This window comes from Halorubrum sp. Atlit-8R, assembly GCF_003666025.1.
Taxonomy (GTDB): Archaea; Halobacteriota; Halobacteria; order Halobacteriales; family Haloferacaceae; genus Halorubrum; species Halorubrum salinarum.
This window is the reverse complement of record NZ_QPLV01000007.1, coordinates 77,716-98,147: the sequence shown is the minus strand read 5'-3', so window position 1 is coordinate 98,147 and position 20,432 is coordinate 77,716. Positions and strand designations below refer to the sequence as shown.

The 20,432-nt window shown below is 61.2% G+C and carries 27 protein-coding genes; 23 read left to right on the top strand and 4 right to left on the bottom strand.

Annotation, left to right across the window (positions count from 1 at the left end; all coding sequences use genetic code 11):
- Positions 1–40: 40 nt before the first annotated feature.
- The 9 genes from DVK05_RS17595 to DVK05_RS15695 all read left to right on the top strand — a co-directional run bounded on the left by DVK05_RS17595 (position 41) and on the right by DVK05_RS15695 (position 9,256).
- Positions 41–229 (top strand): hypothetical protein, encoded by a 189-nt coding sequence (locus DVK05_RS17595; protein WP_121564779.1) that lies wholly within the window; start codon positions 41–43, stop codon positions 227–229.
- Positions 230–335: 106 nt separating this feature from the next.
- Positions 336–716, top strand: a complete 381-nt coding sequence (locus DVK05_RS15730; RefSeq protein WP_121564777.1) for a hypothetical protein — start codon at positions 336–338, stop codon at positions 714–716.
- Positions 717–783: 67 nt separating this feature from the next.
- Positions 784–1,446 carry a DUF6735 family protein gene (locus DVK05_RS15725; protein WP_121564775.1) on the top strand — a complete coding sequence of 221 codons (663 nt, stop codon included), beginning with the start codon at positions 784–786 and terminating at the stop codon, positions 1,444–1,446.
- Between the two features lie 37 nt (positions 1,447–1,483).
- Complete coding sequence (locus tag DVK05_RS15720) at positions 1,484–1,768, top strand: hypothetical protein (RefSeq protein WP_115803949.1); 285 nt, start codon at positions 1,484–1,486, stop codon at positions 1,766–1,768.
- Between the two features lie 61 nt (positions 1,769–1,829).
- Entirely contained in the window at positions 1,830–2,579 is a 750-nt protein-coding gene (locus tag DVK05_RS15715) for a helix-turn-helix domain-containing protein (RefSeq protein ID WP_121564773.1), read from the top strand.
- Between the two features lie 59 nt (positions 2,580–2,638).
- Entirely contained in the window at positions 2,639–5,044 is a 2,406-nt protein-coding gene (locus DVK05_RS15710; RefSeq protein WP_121564771.1) for a cation-translocating P-type ATPase, read from the top strand.
- A gap of 174 nt (positions 5,045–5,218) precedes the next feature.
- Entirely contained in the window at positions 5,219–8,035 is a 2,817-nt protein-coding gene (locus tag DVK05_RS15705; RefSeq protein ID WP_092635704.1) for an aconitate hydratase, read from the top strand.
- 360 nt (positions 8,036–8,395) lie between these two features.
- Positions 8,396–8,887 (top strand): hypothetical protein, encoded by a 492-nt coding sequence (locus DVK05_RS15700; protein ID WP_092635773.1) that lies wholly within the window; start codon positions 8,396–8,398, stop codon positions 8,885–8,887.
- A gap of 3 nt (positions 8,888–8,890) precedes the next feature.
- Positions 8,891–9,256, top strand: coding sequence for a hypothetical protein (locus DVK05_RS15695; RefSeq protein WP_092635706.1), 366 nt, complete (start codon positions 8,891–8,893; stop codon positions 9,254–9,256).
- A 24-nt stretch (positions 9,257–9,280) separates the two neighbouring features.
- Here DVK05_RS15695 and DVK05_RS17000 read toward each other — a convergent pair whose 3' ends face one another.
- Complete coding sequence (locus DVK05_RS17000; RefSeq protein WP_144800164.1) at positions 9,281–9,706, bottom strand: hypothetical protein; 426 nt, start codon at positions 9,704–9,706, stop codon at positions 9,281–9,283.
- A gap of 41 nt (positions 9,707–9,747) precedes the next feature.
- Positions 9,748–9,870: a hypothetical protein gene (locus DVK05_RS17725; RefSeq protein ID WP_255409719.1), complete on the bottom strand. Its 123-nt coding sequence runs from the start codon at positions 9,868–9,870 to the stop codon at positions 9,748–9,750.
- Between the two features lie 131 nt (positions 9,871–10,001).
- Between DVK05_RS17725 and DVK05_RS15690 the strand changes: the two genes are divergently transcribed.
- The 13 genes from DVK05_RS15690 (at position 10,002) to DVK05_RS15635 (ending at position 17,883) form a co-directional block, all read left to right on the top strand.
- Positions 10,002–10,397, top strand: coding sequence for a hypothetical protein (locus tag DVK05_RS15690; protein WP_092635708.1), 396 nt, complete (start codon positions 10,002–10,004; stop codon positions 10,395–10,397).
- Positions 10,398–10,476: 79 nt separating this feature from the next.
- Positions 10,477–10,878 carry a DUF6166 domain-containing protein gene (locus DVK05_RS15685; protein WP_092635710.1) on the top strand — a complete coding sequence of 134 codons (402 nt, stop codon included), beginning with the start codon at positions 10,477–10,479 and terminating at the stop codon, positions 10,876–10,878.
- A gap of 23 nt (positions 10,879–10,901) precedes the next feature.
- A complete protein-coding gene (locus DVK05_RS15680) occupies positions 10,902–11,180 on the top strand; it encodes a hypothetical protein (RefSeq protein WP_092635712.1) in 279 nt (92 codons plus the stop codon).
- A gap of 49 nt (positions 11,181–11,229) precedes the next feature.
- Complete coding sequence (locus tag DVK05_RS15675; protein ID WP_092635714.1) at positions 11,230–11,451, top strand: hypothetical protein; 222 nt, start codon at positions 11,230–11,232, stop codon at positions 11,449–11,451.
- A 53-nt stretch (positions 11,452–11,504) separates the two neighbouring features.
- The gene (locus DVK05_RS15670) at positions 11,505–11,810 is read left to right on the top strand and encodes a hypothetical protein (RefSeq protein ID WP_092635716.1); all 306 of its coding nucleotides are present in this window, start codon (positions 11,505–11,507) and stop codon (positions 11,808–11,810) included.
- A complete protein-coding gene (locus DVK05_RS15665; RefSeq protein ID WP_092635718.1) occupies positions 11,807–12,172 on the top strand; it encodes a hypothetical protein in 366 nt (121 codons plus the stop codon). The genes DVK05_RS15670 and DVK05_RS15665 overlap by 4 nt, the downstream gene beginning before the upstream one ends.
- A gap of 197 nt (positions 12,173–12,369) precedes the next feature.
- Entirely contained in the window at positions 12,370–13,059 is a 690-nt protein-coding gene (locus DVK05_RS15660; protein ID WP_092635720.1) for a DUF6166 domain-containing protein, read from the top strand.
- Entirely contained in the window at positions 13,059–13,226 is a 168-nt protein-coding gene (locus DVK05_RS17435; protein WP_176791249.1) for a hypothetical protein, read from the top strand. Before DVK05_RS15660 ends, DVK05_RS17435 begins: the two co-directional genes overlap by 1 nt.
- The gene (locus DVK05_RS15655) at positions 13,223–13,759 is read left to right on the top strand and encodes a hypothetical protein (RefSeq protein WP_092635722.1); all 537 of its coding nucleotides are present in this window, start codon (positions 13,223–13,225) and stop codon (positions 13,757–13,759) included. The genes DVK05_RS17435 and DVK05_RS15655 overlap by 4 nt, the downstream gene beginning before the upstream one ends.
- A 171-nt stretch (positions 13,760–13,930) precedes the next feature.
- On the top strand, positions 13,931–15,091 hold the full coding sequence (locus DVK05_RS15650) for a hypothetical protein (protein ID WP_092635724.1): 1,161 nt from the start codon (positions 13,931–13,933) through the stop codon (positions 15,089–15,091).
- Positions 15,092–15,416: 325 nt separating this feature from the next.
- Positions 15,417–16,418 carry a DUF6610 family protein gene (locus tag DVK05_RS15645; protein WP_092635775.1) on the top strand — a complete coding sequence of 334 codons (1,002 nt, stop codon included), beginning with the start codon at positions 15,417–15,419 and terminating at the stop codon, positions 16,416–16,418.
- Positions 16,419–16,493: 75 nt separating this feature from the next.
- Positions 16,494–16,841 carry a hypothetical protein gene (locus DVK05_RS15640; RefSeq protein WP_092635726.1) on the top strand — a complete coding sequence of 116 codons (348 nt, stop codon included), beginning with the start codon at positions 16,494–16,496 and terminating at the stop codon, positions 16,839–16,841.
- A gap of 112 nt (positions 16,842–16,953) precedes the next feature.
- Positions 16,954–17,883, top strand: a complete 930-nt coding sequence (locus DVK05_RS15635; RefSeq protein ID WP_092635777.1) for an ArdC-like ssDNA-binding domain-containing protein — start codon at positions 16,954–16,956, stop codon at positions 17,881–17,883.
- Positions 17,884–18,007: 124 nt separating this feature from the next.
- Here the strand turns inward: DVK05_RS15635 and DVK05_RS15630 are convergent, their stop codons facing one another.
- Positions 18,008–18,703, bottom strand: a complete 696-nt coding sequence (locus tag DVK05_RS15630) for a nucleotidyltransferase domain-containing protein (RefSeq protein WP_092635728.1) — start codon at positions 18,701–18,703, stop codon at positions 18,008–18,010.
- Positions 18,700–19,371: a helix-turn-helix domain-containing protein gene (locus tag DVK05_RS15625; protein ID WP_092635730.1), complete on the bottom strand. Its 672-nt coding sequence runs from the start codon at positions 19,369–19,371 to the stop codon at positions 18,700–18,702. Before DVK05_RS15625 ends, DVK05_RS15630 begins: the two co-directional genes overlap by 4 nt.
- 227 nt (positions 19,372–19,598) lie before the next feature.
- Here DVK05_RS15625 and DVK05_RS15620 point away from each other — a divergent pair, with 227 nt between their 5' ends.
- Positions 19,599–20,420: a hypothetical protein gene (locus tag DVK05_RS15620; protein WP_092635732.1), complete on the top strand. Its 822-nt coding sequence runs from the start codon at positions 19,599–19,601 to the stop codon at positions 20,418–20,420.
- Positions 20,421–20,432 lie beyond the last annotated feature (12 nt).

Genomic DNA, 20,432 nt, shown 5'->3' with positions numbered 1-20,432 from the left:
CCGGTGTTTTTTCGCGCCGGAAATTGGCGGAGGCGCACACATGGACCCACGAGACACCCCCGGCTATCGACTCCACCGCGCGCTCAGCAGTCTCACCAGTATCGACGCCGACCAATTGGAGCCCGCTGATCGAGAGCGAATTAGCACCGCGACGACGCTCCTCGAGCAGGTGGATGTTCTCACCCAACCGAATACGACATCAGACGGTGACGTCAACAGAGAATCCTGACAGTACGACGCGTCGACAGCGAATCGTCCTGTGGCCGTCACAGCGTGAGCGGTTGTTTGCCCCCTGAAGGGGTGCGGGGGCGCGAGACCGCTCCCGAGAACAACCCATGGCAACACTCCAAGCCGCAACGACATCGACCGGCGCGCTTGTAACAGACCCACAGGCCGTCCGCCAGCTCTGTGAGAACCACTGCTTCGGGACGCTCAACTGGGAAGTGAACGACGACAGCGAGCTCGTCATCTGGGGCTACGACAGCTTCGAAGTGTACGAGGCCCGTGAGAACGGTCTTCCTGATTACGACGGTGGCATCGTCACCCACGAGTTCCTCCGGTCGCTCGCGGAGTATCTCGAACCGGACGAAGAATTCGACATCCAGACAGCCGGATTTACCAAGTGCCGATTTCCCGTGCTGGCGAAACGGTACGTCATCCGCGACGGTGAGGTGCTGTACGCGGACCTCAGTTCCCCCGAACCGATCGACGAGTAGCGTTGTTCGTCCCCCGGGAGGGGTGCGGGGCGATCCAGTCGCGGTCGCCCCGTGAGGTGATTGCTCGATGGGACACCGCGCACTCGTTGCGTACGAACGAACTGACGGACAGTACACGCTCCACTACAGCCATTGGGGCGCAGCGAACCTGAAGCTCAAGCACCGAATCTCGGCTGAGTCGCCATTCGGTGGCGACGACACCGACTCCAAGTGGGCGAAACAGCTGCTGGCTGAACTGGGCGATGGCCTTGAGGCAGATGCGGTCGACGGCTACCTCGCTGGCGAGGACCGACCGTCGACGGTCGTCGAGCCGAAGCCCCGAGCCACCGGGCTCACCCTCGACGAGATCGTCGCTGACCATCTCGACTACCTCCACCACGAGGCGTTCTTCGTGGTGTCGCCGACGTTCGAGGTGACCGCCTACCGAACGCTGTGGTTCGGGTTGCAGTACGATTCGGAGACAGTCGAACAGGGAGAGACGGTCGGGAACGGCGCGCTTGCGACGGTGCGCTGGTACGACGGCGAGCCAGTCGGCGACGGCCACCTGCAGGGGCAGTTCGCGGCCCTCAAAGATGTCGTCGGCGACATGATCGACAAGGGCGTCTTCACACCGTCAACGGCGAGACAGTATCTGAAACGGAAGCTCGCTGAGCGGGTCGGAGACCGACAGGAGCTGCTCATTCCGACCGGAGAATCACCCTTCGAGACAGCGAGTCTCGGCAAGCCGTAACACCAATCTCTTAGTGGATATCGGGGGACGTCTAAGTATGTCAAATCAGTCTGAAGATGACGTTCGTGTTTGGCTTGTCGAACGGACGTACTCCGATGACGAGCAGAATCTGATCATCCTCACCTACGCAACGCCCGATGGCGAACAGTACTATCGGAAGGAGCGGGCGCTAACCTCATTTACCGATGTCCGAGATACGACGGCAGCAGTCGATGCTGAACTCGACAATCTTGGCATGGTCGATGAGCCAGACCTCCAGGAACAATACGCGGCCGAAGCGCAGCGAATGCAGGAGGTCCACGACCCGGACGACGTGATCTGATACCCGCCAGTAGACAACACCCCGGACCATGGGTTATGTCGTAGGAGGCCGTACACAAGATATGCGCGAACTCATCTTCGCACTCGAATACGAGCCGGGCTGTAACCGGGTGGCTGACGCTCTCGCCGACCACTCCGACGCCCGCGTCCGCTCGCTCTCGCTGCACGCCACTGCCGAACGTCTCTGGCGGGTCGACCATGCTACCGGAACACCTGGGGCGCTCGACGCTATCGAGGACGCCTTTCTCAACGGCGACTACTACGCTGACTGTCTCGCCACCGAGGACTGCAACGCCACACAGACCACCCGCGTCCTCGACCGCACGGACGACGCGCTCATCCTCTACTCAGATTGGGAGCGCACTCCGACCTGCGCCTCAGTCCCCCACATCGCTCGCGACCACCTCGGCGACGGCGTGCTGTTTGAGACTCGTCACGAGGGCCACCACTACACGTGGCGACTCATCCACTCCGGAGAGGGCGACGTGTCCGCGTTCTTCGACGCCCTCGAAGTCGCCGTCGGGGACTGCGCCCGGATGGAGATGCTCCGAACCGCGGACACGACTGCGTCGGTGGGGGGAAGCGACGAGACGCAAAGTGGTCTGTCGCCGGAGCAGGAGGCCGCACTCCGGGCAGCCGTCGAACACGGGTACTACGAGTCCCCACGCGAAGTCGACGTCGGCGAACTGGCCGAGCATCTCGACGTGCCGCGGTCGACGCTCACCTACCGGCTCCGCCGGGCGGAGGAACACTTGGCGAAGCAGCACGTCGCCGGGGAACGATTGCCCGAAGAGCCCCCAGCAACACGCTGACCCTTGATTTGGAATATTCCAACAAAGATATATCGAACTCCCGCTCCTACCGTGACGTGATGACAGAGAATCCGGACGCAGCGGGGGAGACGAGCGGAGGCGGGCAGCGGCGGGAGCTGACCGCTCGCCTCGTCGTCCCCGAGATGGACTGTCCCTCTTGCGCCCAAAAGGTGGACAAGAGCCTCCAGCGTGTCGACGGCATTACTGACGCCACGCTCCAGCCGACCACCGGCACAGCCAACGTCACGTACGACCCTGATCGGACTAGCGAAGCCGACGTCGTCAAGGCGATTGAAGGCGCCGGCTACGAGGTCGTCGGGGGCTCGGACGCCGAGGGCGATGATGAGGACAACCAGGCGGCCGATGGCGTCGACATCGCACCACCATCGGAGGTCTGGACGAGTCCTCGCGCGAAGAAGACGTGGCTCGGCGCGGCGTTCCTCACCGTCGGGCTCCTCTTCGAGTTCTTCCTCGCAGGACAGAATATCGCCATCGCAAGTGTCCTCGAGTACCCGCTCCACATCGCAGATGTCCTGTTCCTCGGCGCCGTCGCGGCCAGTGGCATCCCGGTCGTCCGTAGCGGGTACTACTCCGCGAAGAACCGGAGTCTGGACATCGACCTGCTAATGGGGACGGCCATCATCGCCGCGACCGGTATCGGCTACTTCGTCGAGGCCGCCACGCTGGCCGTCCTATTCAGCATCGCCGAGCTGCTCGAGGACTACGCGATGGACAGGGCACGGGACTCCCTGCGCGAGCTGATGGAACTCTCGCCCGACGAGGCGACCGTCCTTCGCGATGGTGAGGAAGTGACCGTTCCCGCCGAGGAGGTGGAGGTGGGCGAGACCGTGGTTGTTCGCCCCGGTGACAAGATTCCGCTCGACGGGACGGTCATCGAAGGCGAGAGTGCAGTCGACCAGTCGCCGATCACGGGCGAGAGCGTCCCCGTCGACAAGGCTGCCGGCGACGAAGTGTACGCGGGCAGCATCAACGAGGAAGGATACCTCGAGTTCGAGGCCACTTCGGCCGCCTCGGAGTCGACGCTCTCGCAGATCATCGAGATGGTGCAGGGCGCACAGGCGAAGAAGACCGAGTCCGAGCAGTTCGTCGACCAGTTCGCCGGCTACTACACACCCCTCGTCGTCGTGCTGGCAATCCTGACCGCCGCTATCCCGCCGCTGGTTATCGCTGATCCGGTGTCGGTGGACCTAGCCGGTTACGGGTTCACCTTCGCGGGCGACTGGCAGGCGTGGTTCATTCGGGGGCTTACTCTGCTGGTGATCGCCTGCCCGTGTGCGTTTGTCATCTCGACCCCAGTCTCCGTGGTGTCGGGGATCACCAGTGCCGCGAAGAACGGTGTCCTCATCAAAGGCGGCAACCACCTCGAAGCGATGGGTGATGTCGACGCCATCGCCCTCGACAAGACTGGTACCCTCACCAAGGGCGAACTCGTGGTCACGGACGTCGTAGCGCTTGGCGGTACGAACGACGAGACGGTACTCCGGCACGCGGCTGCACTCGAGCAGCGAAGCGAACACCCAATCGCCGAGGCGATACTCGAACGCGCCGAGAAGGATGCCGGCGATGACGTGCCGAGTATCGAGAAATTCGAGAGCATCACCGGGAAGGGGATCAGCGCAGACATCGACGGCGAGACGTACTATGCAGGCAAGCCCGCCCTCTTCGAGGAGTTGGGTTTCGACCTGTCGCACGCCCACCTCCGTGCCGACGGCGGCGCAGTCGCCGAAGTGGCCCACGAGCAGTGCGAACGCGAGGACTGCACCGACCTCGAGGACGGCGCGATCTCGCGGTTCGAGAATGAGGGGAAGACGGTCGTCCTCGTCGGCACGGATACCGAATTGATCGGCATTATCGCCATTGCCGACGAGGTGCGGCCGGCCGCCGAACGGGCGGTCGCACGGCTGCACGAACTCGGCGTCGCGCATGTCGTGATGCTGACCGGCGACAACGAGGGGACGGCCCGTGCGATCGCCGAACAGGTCGGCGTCGACGAGTATCGCGCAGAACTATTGCCCGACGAGAAGGTCGATGCCGTGGAGGCGTTACAGGCGGAGTACGGCGACGTGGCGATGGTCGGCGACGGCATCAACGACGCGCCTGCGCTGGCGACCGCTGAGGTCGGCATCGCGATGGGCGCGGCCGGAACGGACACCGCAATCGAGACCGCCGACATCGCGCTGATGGGCGACGACATCGGCAAGCTGCCGTATCTCTACGGGCTGTCGCACACGGCGAACGGCGTGATCCGTCAGAACATCTGGTCGAGCCTCGGCGTGAAGGCCCTGCTTGCACTCGGCGTCCCGCTGGGACTGGTGAGCGTCGCGGTCGCGGTCATCGTCGGCGACATGGGGATGAGCCTCGGCGTCACCGGGAACGCGATGCGGTTGTCACGAATCGCGCCTGAACGCATGGACAGTAAGACTGGCCAAGAAACGGGTGCCTGAACCCATGAACACTAGCGAGGAAGGCAGTGCCACCTTATGCAGAACTGTACCACTCGTCGAACGCGAGAGCAACGAGCTCTCTGAACCCCTTCGGGCAGGTCCAACTGCTCGAATCCCGTCTCCCGAGAACGGGGACAAGAATAACCGTTACTCCGTTTGAAGTATTCCACAATAATGAACCCCTTCAATGCGATCCGCGAGTTCGAAGCCGATGGAACGACCTACAAGATGGCCGACCTCACCGTCCTCGAAGAGGAAGGCCTCTGTGAACTTGATAAACTCCCGGTTAGCATCCGTGTCATGCTCGAATCCGTCCTCCGAAACGCCGATGGGGAGGACATTACCGAGGACGACATCCGTGACCTCGCTGGCTGGCAACCGGACGTTTCCGACGCCGACATTCCGTTCCAGCCGTCCCGGGTCATCCTCCAGGACCTCACAGGCGTCCCTGCCGTCGTAGACCTCGCGGCGCTCCGGTCGGCCGTCGACCGCAAGGACCGCGACCCAACTCTCGTCGAACCCGAGGTGCCCATCGACCTCGTGATCGACCACAGCGTCCAAGTGGACTACTTCGGTAGCGAGGACGCCTACGAGAAGAACGTCGAACTGGAGTACGAGCGCAACAGCGAACGGTACCGGGCACTGAAGTGGGCGCAAAACGCCTTCGACGACTTCAGCGTCGTCCCACCTGGAACGGGAATTGTTCACCAGGTGAACCTAGAGTATCTCGGGCAGGTCGTCCACGAACGCGAGCAGAACGGCGAGAACTGGCTGCTTCCGGACACGCTCGTCGGCACGGACAGTCACACGCCGATGATCGGCGGCATCGGCGTCGTCGGCTGGGGCGTCGGTGGCATCGAGGCCGAAGCCGCGATGCTCGGCCAGCCCATCACGATGAACCTCCCCGAAGTCGTCGGCGTCAAACTTACGGGTGAACTCCCCGAGGGTGCGACAGCGACCGACCTCGTACTGCACGTCACCGAACTGCTCCGGGACGTCGGCGTCGTCGACCGATTCGTCGAGTTCTACGGCCCCGCCGTGGAGACGCTGACCGTCCCTGACCGGGCGACCATCGCCAATATGGCCCCCGAGCAGGGCTCGACCATCAGCATGTTCCCCGTCGACGAGGCCACCCTCGACTACCTCGAACTGACGGGCCGCGACGAGAAACACATCGAACTCGTCCGGAACTACCTGGACGCCCAGGGGTTGTTCGGCGAGCAGAATCCCGAATACACCGAGACAGTCGAACTGGACCTCTCGACAGTCACTCCAAGCCTCGCCGGCCCCAAGAAGCCCCAGTCCCGCGTCGAGATGGGTGACATGCGGGGCCACTTCCGGGAGTTACTCCACGGCGAGTTCGAAGAAGCCCTCGATGAAATCGATGAGGAGGCGCTGGCCCGGTGGCTCGGAGAGGGCGGCAACACCCAGGCCGAGTTGACCGGAGAACCAACCGACGCCGAACGAACTGACGGCGGCGTTCAACAAGCGGGCGACACTGAAAAACAGAATCTGGGACCCCTCACGAAGCGCGCTACAGTGAACCTCGACGGCAACGAAATCGAGATCGGGCACGGGAGCGTCGTCGTTAGCGCCATCACCAGCTGTACGAACACGTCAAATCCGTCCGTGATGCTGGCAGCCGGGCTCCTGGCGAAGAACGCCGTCGAGCGCGGCCTCGACGTCCCGGACTACGTCAAGACCAGCCTCGCACCCGGCAGCCGCGTCGTCACCCAGTACCTCGAAGCATCGGGACTCTTGCCGTACCTCGAAGACCTGGGTTACAACGTCGTGGGCTACGGCTGTACGACCTGCATCGGAAACGCAGGGCCACTCCCCGAACCGATTGAGACCGCGATCGACGAACACGACCTCTGGACGACGAGCGTACTCTCCGGGAATCGGAACTTCGAGGCACGCATCCATCCAAAAGTGCGGGCGAACTACCTCGCCAGCCCACCGCTGGTGGTGGCATACGGGCTGGCCGGTCGGATGGACATCGATCTGGAGCACGACCCGCTGGGGTACGACGAGGACGGCAACCCGGTCTATCTGTCGGACCTCTGGCCGGACAGCGACGAGATCCACGAAGCCGTCCACGACTTCGTCGACCCGTCGATGTTCGAGGAGAAGTACGCCTCCGTGTTCGAGGGCGACGAACGATGGGAGGCGTTGGATGCGCCGACTGGCGAGGTCTACGAGTGGGACGAGGACTCGACGTACATCCGGGAACCGCCGTTTTTCAAGGACTTCCCACTGGAGAAACCTAGCGTCTCCAACGTCGAGGATGCACGGTGTCTGTTGACACTGGGTGATACGGTGACGACCGACCACATCAGCCCCGCAGGACCGTTCGGCTCGGACCTCCCCGCCGGGCAGTGGCTGATGGACCACGGTGTCGAGCCTCACGAGTTCAACACGTACGGTGCCCGCCGGGGCAACCACGAGGTGATGATGCGGGGGACGTTCGCCAACGTCCGCATCGAGAACCAGATGCTCGACGACGTCGAAGGCGGCTACACGATTCACCAGCCGACGGACGAGCAGACGACCGTGTTCGAGGCCAGCCAGCGCTACCACGAGGAGGGGACGCCCCTCGTCGTGATGGCGGGCGAGGAGTTCGGAACCGGCTCGAGTCGTGACTGGGCGGCGAAGGGAACCGACCTCCTCGGCGTTCGCGCAACCATCGCCGAGAGCTACGAGCGCATCTACCGGGACAATCTCGTCGGGATGGGCGTGCTGCCGTTGCAGTTCCAGGACGGCGACTCGTGTGAAGCGCTCGGACTAGACGGGTCAGAAGTCTTCGCTATCTACGGGTTGGACGACGGGCTGGAGCCGATGGCCGAGTTGACGGTGACTGCGGAGCGGTCGGACGGGTCGTCGGTCGAGTTCCCGGTGACGGCCCAGGTCGGGACGCCCGCCGGTGTGCGATATGTTGAACACGGCGGTATCCTGCACTACGTGCTTCGGCAACTTCTGACCGACTCGTGACGCGTTCCGGGTGAAATCGCGTAGGATCGACTGCTTTCAGGTATCTGGTTTTGTATTTGGAACTACTTAGAATCGAAAACAGCAGTACTGTGTTGAGGAGAAGTCCGATTTGGTTGCGATCCTCATTTCATTCCAAACACATTCAGCCGTAAAAGTTCCCTTCTGTTCTAATCAATCACACACCCAATATAGCTCAAGCCACTCATACTACGTTCAGCCATTCACACAGCCTCAGATGCCAATCATCAGTTATGAGTTCTCATGAGAGCCGTGTTTGTTATTGCACCGGCGATGGGTGCCGGCGCAGCAGGAGCGAGCGAGCAATCACTCCCGATGCGTCGGCGTTTCGAGGTGTTCGAGATGCATATGGTGATTTACGCACTGGTAGAGGCATCGACGCACGACGACGCGCTGGTCACCGGAAAGACGGTGTTCGATCGCCTGGTCGGCGCGGACCCACATGCCGGCGCCGTCTTCGACTACTATGTGACCTTCGACGAGGAGGACACGTCCGTTGCGGGGAAGGCACGATGGGGGGAGTTGCCGACGGCAGCCCCCGTCGACTCCGATGACGGCGAAGACCTGCTCGAGCGTGGCTGGGAGGCGACGAAGGAGGAATTCGAGCGTAATCTCGACCGGGTGAAAGAGGCCATCGAGGAGCTCTCCAACGAGGAGATCATGCGCGACGAAGATCTCGCTCGGCACGCGTTCCACCAGGTCGGTGCCTACGACGGGCCAACGATATTCCTGTACAACGAATATGGGAACGGTATCCGTCACCGTGACCACCTGGATCGAGTGCTGGAGGAGAGCGAGGAGCTCTGGATCGTGCCCGCCGACGTCCACTTCTAACAGATGTCCCGGATCACAAATTGGAAGCGCGAGAGCCGCACACCCACACTCGCATACCGGAATACCGAGACCGGCGCTCGGGCTGTCCTACACCGAGCCCCGGACTCGTACCGCTACAAGTGGCGTGGCGCAATCCTCGTCGACGGCTACCCAGTGTGGTCGCGGGGGTACGAGACGAAAGACGCGAACGCGTTCAGGAACGTTCTCCGCGACCAACCTGCTCCCGAGATGAGTTGTCGGGAGTGTCTGGACGGTGACGTGGTCGTCGGTGATAAATCGGCTGACGGTGCGAAGGTCCAGCGCTGGTTCGAGTGTCGGAACTGTGGGTACGAAGCGCCCTCAAGGATCGTGTACGGCGCCGAGCGCTGAGGGGACATCCCCGCCTTTACCGTGCTAAATATCGGTTTCGTCGAGAACTTTTCTATCGGAATTGTTCCGCTGGTCTTCCAGCCAAGTGCCGATATCTGAAGGAGACTTACTATCAAGTGTTCTATTTAATGACTTTGCACGAGAATTGAATGCCTTCTGTTGGAGATTGAACTTGTCCTCGTTATTCTTTTTGAACGTTACCAGCACAAGCGCGATGTTGTGTTCGTCACCGGCAAAGTACCCAGAAAACGCTCTCGCACCGCTACCATTTCTAGGAGACCATTTGAACTGCCATAAATCACTCTGCAGCGGTTTTGCAAAAGCGGCCTCAGGGCGCCAAGCATCAAGAAAATCCGTGATTTGGTTTTCCAGCCGTGTCGCCATATGATTCCCCATCGCATCAAGATTCGTCAGAGCTGGCTCAAAGAACACGACGTATCGTCGGCCCATCTATACGAACAGCAAGCAAACAGGAGTAATAAAGGCGAGTGTTAGAATTCGGCCTCAAACTCGTCTTCGTCAGGCAGCATCTCAAGTGCCTCCTCAGGAGAAACAGCTTCAGGAGACTCATTATCGGCTTCGTCTCCGGCTTCTCCGGCCGTGGGAGCGGACATACAAAACCATACACAGTGTGGTCTGATAAACCTTTGCCAGCAGTACAGCACCAATCGACATCCCTCACGGCGAATGACGTTTATTTGTGGGCCGGGATGGGTGGCCCGTCTCAAGCGGGCCAGATCCACAGATGAGTCTGGAAGTCATCGACCGCCACAGCGAAGCACTGTTCGAGTTCCTCTGGTGTCCGGTCTGCGGGCACGAGATATTCAGTCACATTCCCTTCGAGGGAGTGTTCTGCAAGAACTGCAACACGCAGGTCATCCTCCGGGAATCCAGAGAAGACCGTGGCTACGAGGAGGCTGTGCTCGCGTGCTTCGACACCGACTCGACGTGGAACCTTCACGTCGACGAGAAGTTCCGTCGTGACCTACCCGATGGATCGGCACGGGTGAAAATCCTCGGCGCACCGGGGGCCTACAAAGTCGACTGGTGGAGTCCAGCACCTGGGGAGGATTGGGAGCCGGTCGAGCGTGGTGAATTCGACGACGTGGAGGAACCAGCCGATATCTCCCATCTCGCGTAGGGGCAAGCAGTCCCTGTGACTGTTTTTCACCCCCTGAGGGGTGCGGGGGTGCTCGAACGAGTAGCTCCCGAACAGACCGATGAGTAGACCTAGCGACACACACTCGATTGAACAGACACGCCCAGCGAGCGGCTGCGACATCGTCTACGTCGGGTATCGGCAGAGCGGGCAGGCTATCGTTGAGAAACGTCCCGGCCAAGAACGGCTCACACCAGAACGGAGTCTCGCGCTGGTGAATCACAGTCCCTCGGGATTCGAATGGGGATATGGTGGTAGTGGTCCGGCACAACTCGCGCTCGCACTCCTCCTCGACTACACGGGAGACGAGGCGTTCGCCCTCGACCACTACCAGGCATTCAAAACCGAGGTCGTGAGCCAACTGGACTGTGCTGGGTCTGCTGGACGCTGGCGACTCACCGGGCCCGAGATCGACGCAGTCCTTCACGAAACACCCGGCGAGCCGGCCGCACCGTCCATCTAAATACCAATCACCGAAAGAAATCCATGTCAGAACATACCCAACCATCTCGTACGGATGGCGAATCGGCTGAATCGAGCGAACAGACGACACGAACGGAGTACGTCGAACGAAGTGACGTCGGCGTCTCCCTCACCGTAAAGCTCAAGCGTGGAACCGGTACCAGAGATCAGGACGAGGTAATCGCGAAAGCGAAAGGCAAGACCCTCGAAGACGCTCGCGAGGACATGGAAACCCTCAGAGAATACATCCACGATCTCGCGGAGGACGCTCGCCAGATCCAACCCGAGGAAGAAGACGGGTAACGGCGAGGGGAGTTTTTTGTCGCCTCAGCAGTGGCGGAGGCGATTATCAGTGAGCAATCCAGACGGTCAAACAACAGACGAAGGCGAGCTTTCGCCAGAACAACGGCTCGAGCCATCGAATACGCGACTCATCAACGCTGGTATCGTGACGATCAACGATATGGAGACGCTGCGAGCCTGCGTCGCCTACGAGAACGCGAATCAGCAACGGGTCCAAATCCTCCGCCGGCTTGAACAGCGGGCCAGCGAAATCCGCGCACAAGACGATTGACCCAACGCCCGGAGGTGTCTGTCGGAGCCTCGGTGGGTGGAGGCTCAATCCAGATGAGCGATCGACCAGAGATCGAGATTCAACGACAGACCGCATTCCGTGACGATGGCCAACTCGAAGTAACCGAAACAAGCGTTGAGACCTCGCTTGAGGACTTCGGCGCTGACGTGGATCATCGTGACCGGGATTCGCGTCTTGATCAGCCTGAGGCGTGTGAGTTCGGCGTCGACGATCGACCCGAAGTTGAGCAAACATCCGAGGGTGAGCAGTCCAGTCTTTTCGCCGACACAGCCGAGGACCAGCAGACGCTCGCCGGCGACGACGCAGCTGCTCGCTGTCTCTTCGAGGAACAACGATGACACGACTCACCAATTGGACGCGAGAGAGCCGTACTCCGACCCTGGCGTACCGAAATATAGAGACCGACGCGCGAGCAGTCCTGCACCGAGCGCCGGACTCGTACGTGCATAAGTGGCGGGCGGCGATTCTCGTCGACGGCTACCCGGTGTGGTCGCGCGGATTCGCGACGAAGGACGCCTCATCGCTTCGGGACGAACTCGAAAAGCGCCCCGAGCCCGACCTCCGCTGTCCAGAGTGCCCGAACAACGAGGTCGTCGTCGGCCAGAAGAGTGCTGACGGCGCCAAAATCCAACGATGGTTCGAGTGTCGGGAGTGTGGCTATGAAAGCCGCTCAGCAATTGTCTACGGCTCTGAGCGCTGATTTGCAACGGGGGAGAGAACAGGCGACGGACCAGTCATTGAACGATCAGTATCTGACCCCTCCGGCCACGTCGCGTACGTCAGTGACTGGCTCTAGACCCGCGTTTTCAGCGGTGTGGCTCCTTGGGTGTGCTCGTCCGGTGTGGTTTGTCGGCCCCCAAGAGGGGTGCGGGGCATCCGAAGCCCCGCGTTCGACCTATGGAGATCGATTCGAGCACCCATCCAAGAACGGTAGTACAGGATGAGAGTAATCACAGCCAGTCTACAGCAGACGACGTCGAGTACGTCGGCATGCGCGTCGACGGAACGCCGGTCGTGCTAAAGCTCACCGAACACGAGCGCCTCACCCCGGATCGGAGCCTCGAGCTCGTACGACACAGCCCGGCGGGATTCGAGTGGGGCTACGTGGGGAGCGGGCCGGCGCAGCTCGCCTGTGCGCTCCTCCTCGATTACTATGACGACGAGAACGTCGCTCACCAACACTACATCCAGTTCCGAAACGAGGTGATCAGTCACTTGGCGTGCGATGGGCCGGCTGACTGCTGGCATCTTACCGGCGACGACATCGAAGCTGCACTCGGCGAGTTCAACGACCACCACGCCCTCACGCCGGATGGTGGCGACCCGTCGGCGTCGCTGCCGGCGAATTGGAGTGTCGTGAACCGGACAGATCGGACGGTCTTCCAGCGCCAGGACATCGACCACTACGTCGTCCTTGGCGAGGGAAGCGAGGACTGGCTACTCATACTCTGTGCGCAGGGTGATCGCGCGTATCCGGCTCCGCTCGATCATCGAACCCTGCCGGTCGACGCTGATCCTGCCCCTGCCGTCCAAGAACTCATCGCCGAGAGCAACGACCTCGTCAAGCCGGACGAGGAGGCCACCTGATGGACGCTCTTCGTCTCTCCCGATCCACCTACCAGCTGATCGAACGGGCTGTCGAGGCGCTGGAGTGCATCGGCCGGGAACTCGAACGATACAACGACCGGCACGAGCGCGACAACGAGCGAACAGCGAGGAGAGACGTAGACAGGCCAGATCGTGACGAATCATGACCGGTGAAGTGACGCTCGACGAGTTCGAGGCCGAGACGTCGTCCGGTGTGTCCCGCTCGCCCTCACTTGAAGACCGGCTTCTCAGCCCGATCTCGCCGTCCGTGGGGCTTCGACTGATTCCCGGTCGTGGTGATCCGTTCTATCTCCAGAATCGAGGCACTGAGCGGTATCTCTTCTGTGACGAGCACGACCGATGGTTCATACTCCAACCGTCGGCAAAAGCGTCGGAAGAGGCGTTCGTCCGCTGGGTGTATCTCCCAACGGACAAGCCCGAACGGCTAGCGCGGTCGGCTCTTCGTCGACGGACGGTGATCGGGTACGACTACGTTCGGCGGTCGACCGCCCCAGACCCGATCAGATCGACGGTGACCGCGATGTTCGTCACCGAACGCTGGCCCGAGATGACCTACGAATGTGGGTCCTGCGAGGCGCTGTTCGACACACCACGAGAGCACGCTCTCCACTGCTGGGAGGCCCATCCGTGGGTGCCGAATCCGGAGCAGGTACGCCGGCACCGGCAGCCCGACGAGTGAGTTCGAGAGTTGAAGACAGGTGTCGGGATCGTCCAGATGATTAACCAACAGCGCTGGATTCTTGGGCAGAGTGTTGGTTAAGAGGTGCTGTTTTTGCGCCCGTGAGAGGGGCGCAGGGCGCGTGATGAGAGCGCCGTCGCGGTTGATGAGTCCGATTTCGAGGTGACCCAAATGAAAGATCCAGAAACCAGCACCGTATTCGCCGGCGTCGACGGACGAACCGACACAGAACTACCCGAGTGGTACCGCCAGAAGAAGACGGTCGACGATCCCGAGTCCTTCGCCGAAGCGGTTCGCGACCTCCCCCAGGCCGTCGAGACAACCGTGGCCTATCAAAACCCCTATACCGACGAGTGGGTCGAGACGGAGCGATTCAACGCGCTCGTCGAGCCGGGTCGGGCTCGCGACCAAGCGACGGAGAGCGAGCCTGAAACTGACCCCCTCTTTCACGTCCCGACAGACAGTTACTCGATCATCAATCCGGTCGATGTCTACCAGCCCCTCGAGGACGTCCTTCGCGAGGAGACCATCGAAGACACGTCGCTCGGGGACGTGATGTTCGGCGAGATTCGACGCTACCGGGGCGGTGGCGAGGTCCACATGGACGTCATGTTCGACGGCCTCGAGGTGCGCCTCCCGGGCCGCTCGGACCCGATTACGATGGGTGTGACCTCCGGCTACGACTTCTTCGGCGAGCACGCGGTCTACGTAGAGGGATTCGCTCAGGACGGGTACTGCTCGAATTCGATGCGCTCGCTCACCGATAAGGAGGTCATCAAGCACGTCGGGGACGTTCGGGACTTCCGGACCTGGTGGGAAGAGATTCTCGCACAGGTCGAGCTCGTCGCTGACGATCTCTTCGAGTTCATCCGAGATGCGCAGGAGATTGATCTCGAGTTCTCCGAGCTCCCGTTCACCGTCACCGAATTTTACAGCCTGCTGGGATTCCCGGACTATCTCGCAGAGCGTGCTGCCGAGGACGCCGAAGCGAACGCAGCGTCGCCGTTTGCAATCGATATGTGGACGCTGCACTCCGGCGCGACATACGCGCTCACCCACTTTTTCCAGGGGAAAGAGGGCACGTCCCTCGACCAGTACGTCCGCGTTGCGAACGACATCCTGTTCAACCCGGAGGGCACCATCGAGCGCGTCGAACGAGCCTACGAGGAGCAGCTGGAGGCGGACGGCGACGACGGGTCGCAGGCGTCGCTCGCCGGCGAGCGGGCGCTCGCGAGCATCGAGCGTGTGAACGAAGACCTGCAGGCCAACGTCGAGCAGTTCGAAGCACGTGAAGAGGCGCTTCGCGAGCGGTTCCAGCAGGTGACGAACTAGCGCAGTCATCCGTTTTCGCGTTTCCATATGGCAAACGAAAACGCCCACCAGCAGTGTCCGGTCTGTGATCGCCGAATCGCGAGCGTGACAATCGTCGGGCCGAGTGAAGCAGTGGTCACGCCGTGCGGGCATCGTATCGTTCCCCACCGACTCGACTGAAGGCCTGACTCACCGTTGAGCGGACACGGTGGCTACGTCGTCTCTATATTAACCAACGATGTGCGGGTTCTGGAGACTAGTGTTGGTTAATAGCGGACTGCGGCTCCGTTTATTGCCCCTCAGAGAGGGTGCAGGGCGGCTGGATTCGCCCTCGCAGCCCATGTTCATGTCGCTCGAAATCAACTCCAGCAGCAGTACTGATCGCGACATCACCGCTGCCAGACAAGCCGACGTCGTGGCGTTCCTCCATCGAGCGCCGTTCGCTCTGGATGCGTATCGGCTCGGATTCTTGCCTGGGTTCCGAGAAGACTGTGGGTACCAGCAGACCCAGTATCAGGACCTGAACATCCCCGTCGGGATGCTCGATAACGACTTTCGGAATCCCGATCTGGATCGGTACGTCGCCCGATTTTTCGAATACGAACCCAAGGTTGGCGTGATCGGAGATGTGTACGAGGGAGACGACGTCGACAAGTACGTGGCCGCTGCCCGCGAAGTTCAGGCGAGTTATCCCGACGCAGAACTCATCATCGTCCCAAAGTGTCGCGAGGTGATCGACACGATCCCGAACGACCTTGTGCTCGGCTACTCGCGGGGGTATGCCGATCGAATGGCGCACGAGTTCTCCGAGCCGACCGACTGGCGTGGCCGTCGTGTTCACATCTTGGGGGGCAGCCCACCGAAACAGTGGGACGTTATCCAGCAGTTGACCCGACCGACACTCACGGACGACCCACCGGCCGACATCGTCGGCCTCGACTGGAACGGGCTGCATCGCGGCGCGCAGTTCGGGGAGTTCTGGACAGCTGATGGATGGGATGATAGCGGACGTGACGCCTCCCACGTCACAGTTCGGAAGACAGTCCGACACAGTCTCGCCCGGATCAAGGCCTTCTGGCAGTCTCACGGCGTCTGGCCTGACTCGATACCACATAGCGACATCCTCGAAATCGAGTACGAGGGTCCGTCACCAACCGATCTCGATAGCGCTGTGTGTACCGAATGCGAAGCGAACGTCTGGATGACTCGGCGCGGTCCCTTCATCGCTGAGTATGATACCGGCGTGCTCTGTGGCTACTGCAGCTACGAGTGCTACTTCTCACATCGCCATCGGAGCAACCTCGAAGAGATCGCCGGCGAGCAGAGCGTGTACATTCCGCCGGCGTGACGCCACGAGTGGTTTTTCGCGCCCCGGAGGGGGCGAGGGCTCGATCCAAAAAGTCCTCCGAGAAGGTGATTTTCCGTGAGTCAACAACAGCGTCCGAACGACGTCTCGATCGACGACATTCCAGTCGACGTATCGAACACCCAATCAGGCGAGGTCGACCCCGCCGAGGTACCCGAGGCAATCCGATCGATCACTCGTGGACTCGCAAGCGAGCAACCGCCGACGAATCCGCTCGTCGTCCTGAAGGCCGCCCGCTGGTGGTATATACATGGCAAGGGCGGAACCGATCCCGCGTTCCAGTGGGCGATCGAATGGGTTCGACACCTCGCGACAGACACGCCGAGCGATGTCGACCAGTTCGACGCGTTCCTTGAGTACCTCGTCACGGTCGGCTTCGCTGACGAGAAAGCAGCGCTCCGATAGCAGCCCCGATCTAAACCCCCCGAAGTCGCGCCGATGTTTATCGTGCGCCCCCGAGGGGTGCGGCGCGTCCTGACTTCTCCGAGACGTCGTCGTACTCGATGTGATGCAATCCATGATGACAGCCAGTGAGTCGGGGGTCTCGTTCGAGGAGACCGACACCCGACACGACAAGATGCACAGTACGATCGAAGACTGGATCGACGATCTCGTCGCAGACGTCGACGAGGCAAAAGCCAGCCAACAGTTCCAGGAGTGGCTCGATGTCCAGTCCCGATTCCATGACTACTCACATCGCAACACCCTCCTGATCAAACTCCAGTGTCCCGAGGCGACCCGCGTGGCGGGCTACAATACGTGGAGATCGGAGTTCGACCGGCACGTCCAAGAGGGCGAACAGGCGATCTGGATCTGGGCACCCATTATTACGAAGCAGTGCCCCGAGTGCGAGAACTCACCGAGCTACCACGAGCAAAGTGACTGTGACTATGACGAGACATCGCCCGAGGAGTGGTCGAAAGGACTGGTTGGATTCAAACCAACGGCAGTCTTCGATGTGTCTCAAACCGAGGGCGAACCGCTACCCGAGCTGGAAACCGAGGCAGCTGGTGACGCCGACGACCTGGTGCCAGCGCTCCTCCATGCGGCAACTACTCTCGATATCGACGTCCGTGTCGTCGACGCTGCCGAGTGGGAGCATGGCGACGCGAAAGGCGTCTGCAAACACCGGACTCTCCACGAATGCCAACCCGTCGTCGAAGCGAAAGCCCGCTCAAATCAGGCCGATCTCGCCGTGACGTTGATTCACGAGTACGCCCACGCACTGCTCCATTTCGATGTCGACGACGAACCCGAGCGTGCAAAACGCGAGGTCGAAGCCGAAGCCGTTGCGTACATCGTCGGGCGGTATTTCAACCTAGATACGAGCGGATCAGCGTTCTATCTTGCCGCGTGGCAGGACGACGATGCGGAGAGCATTCAGGAGCGACTCGGCCGGATCAGTTCGACCGCGCAGGAGGTCATCGGGACAGTTGTAGACGGCTGAACACCTCCTTCCCGGCTGTTAACCAACGCCGGAGGGTACTATCCCACTCTGTTGGTTAATTCGTTCGGCGTCCCGACCCCGTGTGTTTCGATCGGTCCCGAGACATACCCATCGACAGTCGATGTTATCGTTCAGAATCGATTCGGCGCTGCTGGTCACGAAGGAACTCAACGACGGCATCGATATCCTGTTCGGGAACCGTTTGCTGTTCGAAGACCCCTTTGAATGCGTCCGCGAAATTCTCCGACGTGAGGCGGTTGAGGACAGTCTCGATGCGACCAGCGAGCTTCTCGGATTCTCCGCGATGCAGATGAGTCGCGATCCGGTCGAAATCCGCGCCAGCAGCCAGCACCACCAGATCCCGGGAGTCTGCCTTGCGGCCACTGTGAAGTTTCACGGCAAACAGCAACTCCCGTTCCGGAATCCTGGCTGTTACCGGGCGCCCGGTTCGCAGTTCCTGGGTGACGGAGTGCTGGGTCAGATAGCGATACGACCATTCAGCTTCCGTCTGGCGACAGCCCAACGCGTCGACCATCGCGTCGAACCGGACCGGATTCCCGATGTCCTTCTCAAACCGGATGGTACGGCCCTCGTAGAGCTCGTTTCGCTCGACATCGGCCGTTTTCTCGTAGCCGCGGTCGGTGAGAAGGTCCGTGTAGTCGTCGACCGCTTGGGCCGGAATGACGACGTCGACGTCCGTGGTGAAGCGTTGATTGAACGCCGCGATCGCCCACCCACCGACGAGCACGTACGGCAGGTCAGCGTCAATGACGGCCTCCAGGGTGTCCAGCAATTCATCTTCGCGTTCACCGAGGCTCATGCATTGAGACGCGGATCCTCGTGGGACGCGTCGATATCGCGGTCGTACTCGTCGGCGATCATCTCCAACGCCGGTTCGTAGTTCACCCGGTACTCCAACATGTGCTCGATTGCCTCATCCAACGGAATGACGGGATTGCCGTCGACCCACTCGCGAGTGATCTCCCCACTCGTCGGGAACAACACGTACGAGACGGTCGCGTCGTAGTCGCTCGCATCCGGCCGCTCTTCGATCCGGCTCGGAATCCCGAACTCATCGAAGAACGCCGTCCACCGTTCGATATCCCGGTCGGCGACCTGGATGAAGATCGGGTAGTCGTCGTGGCCGCGGGCGATCTGATAGCCGCCGTGGGTCCAGACGTAGACGCTGTCGATTTTCGTGTACGCAAAGGGCATCCCGGCGAAGTGCGGAATGACGTAGCCATCGCCGATCGAAGGGGGAACAGCGCGAGAGATGGCCGCGACGAGATCGTAGTAGCGATCCCTGACAGCGTAATTCTCGATGTAGACGCCGTCCTCACGTCGGATGAAGCCTGCGTCATCCAACCGCTCGATCCAGTCGTAGACCCACGAGTAGGAGCCGTCGATCTTCTGGGCGATCCGACGGATCGAGTCGCCCGGCCGGGCCGCGACCATAATTTTCGCCGCGGTCTCGTCGACGTACTCCATCATCGATAGTTATCGGTATCGCATCTAACTGTATTAGTCTTGTCCCCCGTATTCCCTTATAAAGTTATCTCTATACAGACATACCCTCTTGGCTCAGGTAATCCGATCCGGCGCAGCATTCGAGCAGAGAGGGATTAACCAACAAAGGATATGACTGATCGCTATTTGTTGGTTAAGTTTTTCAGCGCCCGCCGAGGGGCGGGGGCGCAGTCCCGTCTCCACGAACCATGACTGAACTGTATTTGTCCGCTGTCCTCAATGAGGCGGAACGAGTTGCAAAACAGCACGACCAGGTCGCTCGATCGACGGACCATCCAGCACACGAGTACCTGCGGTACGGCGTCCTTCGGCTGCTCGAAGGCGAGACTGACGACACGGTTGCGGACGTGCCCGATATCGACGGCGTGACCGTCGGCTACGGGAGCGATGAGGCGATGTTCGATAGCTGGAGCTCCAGCGAAGACTGGTGGGAGACCGTCCCGCCACAGGAGGCGTGTACCCGCTTCCGGGTGTTCTTCCCCGACGACCACCAGACAGTTCCACGCGACATCGTCGACGTGATGGCTACGCTTGGTGCCTGGCGGGTTTGGACCGGGAGCGCAGCGGCGTGCGGCTCCTACGACCATCGCGAGCGCTGCGAGGTTCACTACCTCTGGCCGGAAGGCCATCCGGTGGAGGAAGTGCTCCACGAGCGGCTTAGTGGCCCTGCGGAAGCCGTCGCTCCCGACGGTGGCCGAACGGGCGACGTTCGCGACCGACTGGTCGTCGACGAGAACCCAAAGTCACAGGACGATCTCGAGCCCCGAACGAAGCGTGCTGTCGCCGAAGCGATGGACGTTTCGCTCCTCTCGAAAGGTGGCCGCTACGAAGTACAGTCCGCGTCCGGAAACCGGTACGAAGTTGACGTCGTCGACGAGTCGTGTTCCTGTCCCGACTGGCAGCAGCGCTCACCCGAAGGCGGCTGTAAGCATCTGCGTCGCGTCGATCACGAGATCAAACAGGGTCGTGTTCCACGTCCGGATGGTCGGCTCCCAACGACCTCAGGGTAAATCGCCATCTTT